The following is a 3,404-nucleotide window of genomic DNA, read 5'->3' as shown; positions in this document are numbered from 1 at the left end:
GCCCCCGCCCCGCCCCCGAACAGGTGCCCGCGTGTCGTTGAGAGCGGCCGTGCCGAGGAGTGACCATCCGGAGGCGCCGCCGGCCAGATGCGTCAGGGGTGCTCGCGCCGACGGAGTCGGGCCGGCGGGCGCTCGGGGCGGTACAGGGCCTCCGGCGGGACGGGCAGACGGGGCTCCAGCGGGCTCCGGTCGAGTACGAGCCGGCCCAGCCCGGTCAGCGCGTCCGCCCCCAGCCGGCCCAGGATTGCGTCGAAGGCCCCGTACAGGCTGCCGCTGTCACCGACCAGCAGGACGCAATTACGACGCGCGAACTCCCCCACCGGGAAAACGGGCTCCTCCGCCGCCTGGCTCCAGGTGCCCACCCAGCCCAGAATGTCCGCGCCGCCGCGGATGTCGATGTCACTGCGGCTCTCACCGGAGCTGTCCCGGGGATCGGCAAACTCCAGACGCAGTCCGCCGTACTCGGCCAGGAACTTCCTTGCCGCGGGCGGAGGCGGCCCGTACTGCTCCACCATGTCCGCCCTGGGGCCCAACCCCGCGCTTCGGCCAGGAGTCCACCCCGCCTCACGCAAGACCGCCAGCGCCGCCGCACGGTATTCCTCATGGCGGGGCCTGGCATCGAGGGACGGTCGCTCTGGGAGGTTGGTCATCGTCCGGTTCCGGTCATCTGCAGGGACCCGCGCCATGGGGTGGTCGCCGGGGGAATAGCGCGGCGCTGCAGCCGCGTCGCACGAGTATCACCGAGGCCGGCGATCCCTGTCTGGTGCCGGTCAAGACGATGACCACACCCGATACCGTCGCCGGCACGGCCTTGCAGCGCACGGGTGGCAAGTCGATCCGACGGCGTCCATGCCTCACGGCCGGAGGGATGAGGGAGGCGATGCGCCCCGGCCCCTGAACGCCGCGGTCAAGTCGCCCATGGTGGCCAGCCTGTTCTGAGACCCTCTGTCGGCTGGAGTCCGCAGGACGTTCGTTCAGACTCCGGCCGCAGATCTGAAGCAGGAGGGGTGATGCGTGACAGCACCGACGATCCGGAATGTGCTGGAGCCGTCGTGCGAGTTGAACGCGGCGATGTAGAGGTCCACCTTGTCGCTGCGGCCGGTCGTCATCGTCTGGGGCAGCTTCACCGTCAGGAAGACCGGGCGGCCCGCCGCGCAGCGAGCCCGCGGCAAGCGGCGGCGGTGATCGCGGGGTTCGCCCCCGGCCGTCTCCCGGTGGCCGCGCTCAGCCCCTGCCCGACGGCGCACGGCCGGCCCTCCCTGATGCGGCCCGTCTTGCAGGCTTCGCGCAGGTGCACGGCGACGTCGCTGCCCTGGAACAGGGCTGCGAGCGTGGCAGTTCCGTCCGACCAGGGCGGGGCCGAATGCCGGACACTCGGGGCCGGACAGTTCAGCGGGCGGCCTGGGCAAGCATCCCCCAGGTGTCCCGCGCTGCCCCCACCACGGCCGCGAAGGCGGCCGGGCCGCACCGGCCCGCCAGATCGGCGAGGGAGGAGTCGAGGACGCCACCGCGCGCGTCGCCGCCCCGCGTCGGCCTCGGCCTGTCTTGCATCGCGCGCATCCCGCCCAGCCAGCCGCTGCCTGCTCGGCCGCCACGTTACGCGCCCCAGCCCGCCTGCCCGCCTGCCCGCCGCGCACTTCCCGAGACCGTGCGCCGCAAGCTCCGCGTCGCCGGGAGTCAGACGCGGATGTACCAGCCGCGTGCCACGAGGAGCCGCGCGAGCGGCACGTAGAACAGGGACAGCCACAGCACCGCCCACACCGCACTCGCCAGCGACGCCGGTATCCACGGGGTAAGAACAACCTGGGCCCCCACGCTCCAGGCCGTCCACTCCTGGCCGTGGTGGTGGACCGGGATGTAATCCAGCGTGCAGACGACGAGCTCGGACAGGATGTAGAAGAACAGCGGGTTGCGGCCGAGGGCCACGAGTGTGTCGCCGCCGGGCCTGATGCGGTGCCCGGCCCACAGCCCGCCGTCGAAGGCCGCCAGGACCACGCCGAAGCCCGCGGTCATGAGCCCGATGGTCACCAGGGCGTACGAGGGGGTCCACAGTTGCTTGCCGATCGGGATGGCCATGCCCAGCACGAGGCCGGCGCCGGTGCAGGTGGCGCCGACAGCGATCAACAGGGAGGCACGCTTGCGGACGCCGTCGGGCGCCGCGTAGCACTGCTTGTTCCGGACGACGTCGATGCCGATGACGAGCCCGGCCCAGCAGTTGGCCACGGCTACCAGCGTCGAGACGATGCCTTCGGGGTCGAAGGGGCGACCCTCGAAGTTGTGCCCGGCGCCCCAGGTGTTCGTGTCGACGTAGGCCTGGAACGAGCAGTCCCGCGCCAGCGCGGAGGCATCGGCGCAGGCGGGCCAGGGGTTGTGGAAGGTGTAGGTGGCTACGGTCCAGACGGTGACGCATACGAGCGGGAACCCGCCCAGCAGCAGTGTCCTGGCCAGGAGGCGGATGGCACGCGGCTGGACGGAGGCGGGGGCCGGGGGCCTGCCTGGGAGGGCCGGGGGGCCGCTGGGAGGCGCCATCGACCAGGCGCACGTGATGTACAGCAGTGAGACCATCAGGTAGACCGCGGCGAGGCGTTGGAGCACCCCGACGAAACGCAGGTGTTCCAGCTCCTCGGGGAGGAAGGGGTACGCGCCCAGGAACATGCCGATGGCGTACAGCAGGACGGCTCGGCGTGCGACGCGCAGCAGGTGGGGTCTTCTGGCCGCCGTGTCGGGGCCGCCTGCGGCCGGCGAGCGGAGGAGGGCGGACATGGACACCGGCACGGCCATGCCCATCATGAACAGGAACCCGGGGAACACCAGGTCGGCGAGGGTCAGTCCGAACCCGTCCGCGTGCAGTACGGCCGGGGCGGCGATCTCGGCGACCTGGCTGCCGATGAAGAGGCGCAGGGCGACGACGGCACCCCGGGTGCCGTCCAGTGCGCCCAGGCGCCGACGGGCGGGTGGGGTCCGCGTCTCCTTCGCCGCCGGTTCGTTCGCGCCCGGCCGCGCCGGCGGAACGGCCATGACGGCATCAGACGCGGCGCCGCCGGGCGCTCCGCCGGGCCGCGTCATCGGCGCAGGGCTTCGGGCGCTTGGACCCGGATGGTGGCGGCTTTGGTGATGAAGTAGAACTTCTCGTCCTCGACGGCGGTACGGGTCTGCTCGCCGATGTAGAGGTCGAGGTGTCTGGCGGTGTCGCAGCCGATGCTGCACAGGTCGTCGACGCGCCAGTGGGCGGCCTTCACCCGCGTGCAGGTCTCGCCGGGCACGCCCGGGCCGCAGTCGGTGACGCGGATCCGGGTACCGGGTGAGAGGTGGTTGGCGGCGACGGACTGCCAGGGCACGAGGGGGTTGTCGTGGGAGCCGACCGGTGGGCGGCCGGTCGCGAAGTAGCAGTGGCGGTCGAAGTC

Annotated in this window: 5 protein-coding genes; all 5 read right to left on the bottom strand. The window is 72.3% G+C overall.

Annotated elements, in window-relative coordinates; translation table 11 throughout:
* Nucleotides 1-92 precede the first annotated feature (92 nt).
* Complete coding sequence (locus tag VR44_RS33810; protein WP_045951462.1) at nucleotides 93-650, bottom strand: SUKH-3 domain-containing protein; 558 nt, start codon at nucleotides 648-650, stop codon at nucleotides 93-95.
* Nucleotides 651-974: 324 nt separating this feature from the next.
* Nucleotides 975-1,172: a DUF932 domain-containing protein gene (locus VR44_RS47860; protein WP_245692728.1), complete on the bottom strand. Its 198-nt coding sequence runs from the start codon at nucleotides 1,170-1,172 to the stop codon at nucleotides 975-977.
* Between the two features lie 217 nt (nucleotides 1,173-1,389).
* Nucleotides 1,390-1,551 (bottom strand): hypothetical protein, encoded by a 162-nt coding sequence (locus VR44_RS47855; protein WP_245692727.1) that lies wholly within the window; start codon nucleotides 1,549-1,551, stop codon nucleotides 1,390-1,392.
* Nucleotides 1,552-1,677: 126 nt separating this feature from the next.
* A complete protein-coding gene (locus VR44_RS33800) occupies nucleotides 1,678-3,018 on the bottom strand; it encodes a hypothetical protein (protein WP_045951460.1) in 1,341 nt (446 codons plus the stop codon).
* Between the two features lie 44 nt (nucleotides 3,019-3,062).
* Nucleotides 3,063-3,404: RlpA-like double-psi beta-barrel domain-containing protein (locus VR44_RS33795; protein ID WP_211275178.1), on the bottom strand; the 342-nt coding region annotated here is incomplete at its 5' end.

It is taken from the genome of Streptomyces katrae, from assembly GCF_000966975.1.
GTDB classification, from domain to species: Bacteria; Actinomycetota; Actinomycetes; order Streptomycetales; family Streptomycetaceae; genus Streptomyces; species Streptomyces katrae.
The sequence above is the reverse complement of the archived record's forward strand: the minus strand, read 5'-3'. Positions and strand labels throughout refer to the sequence as shown.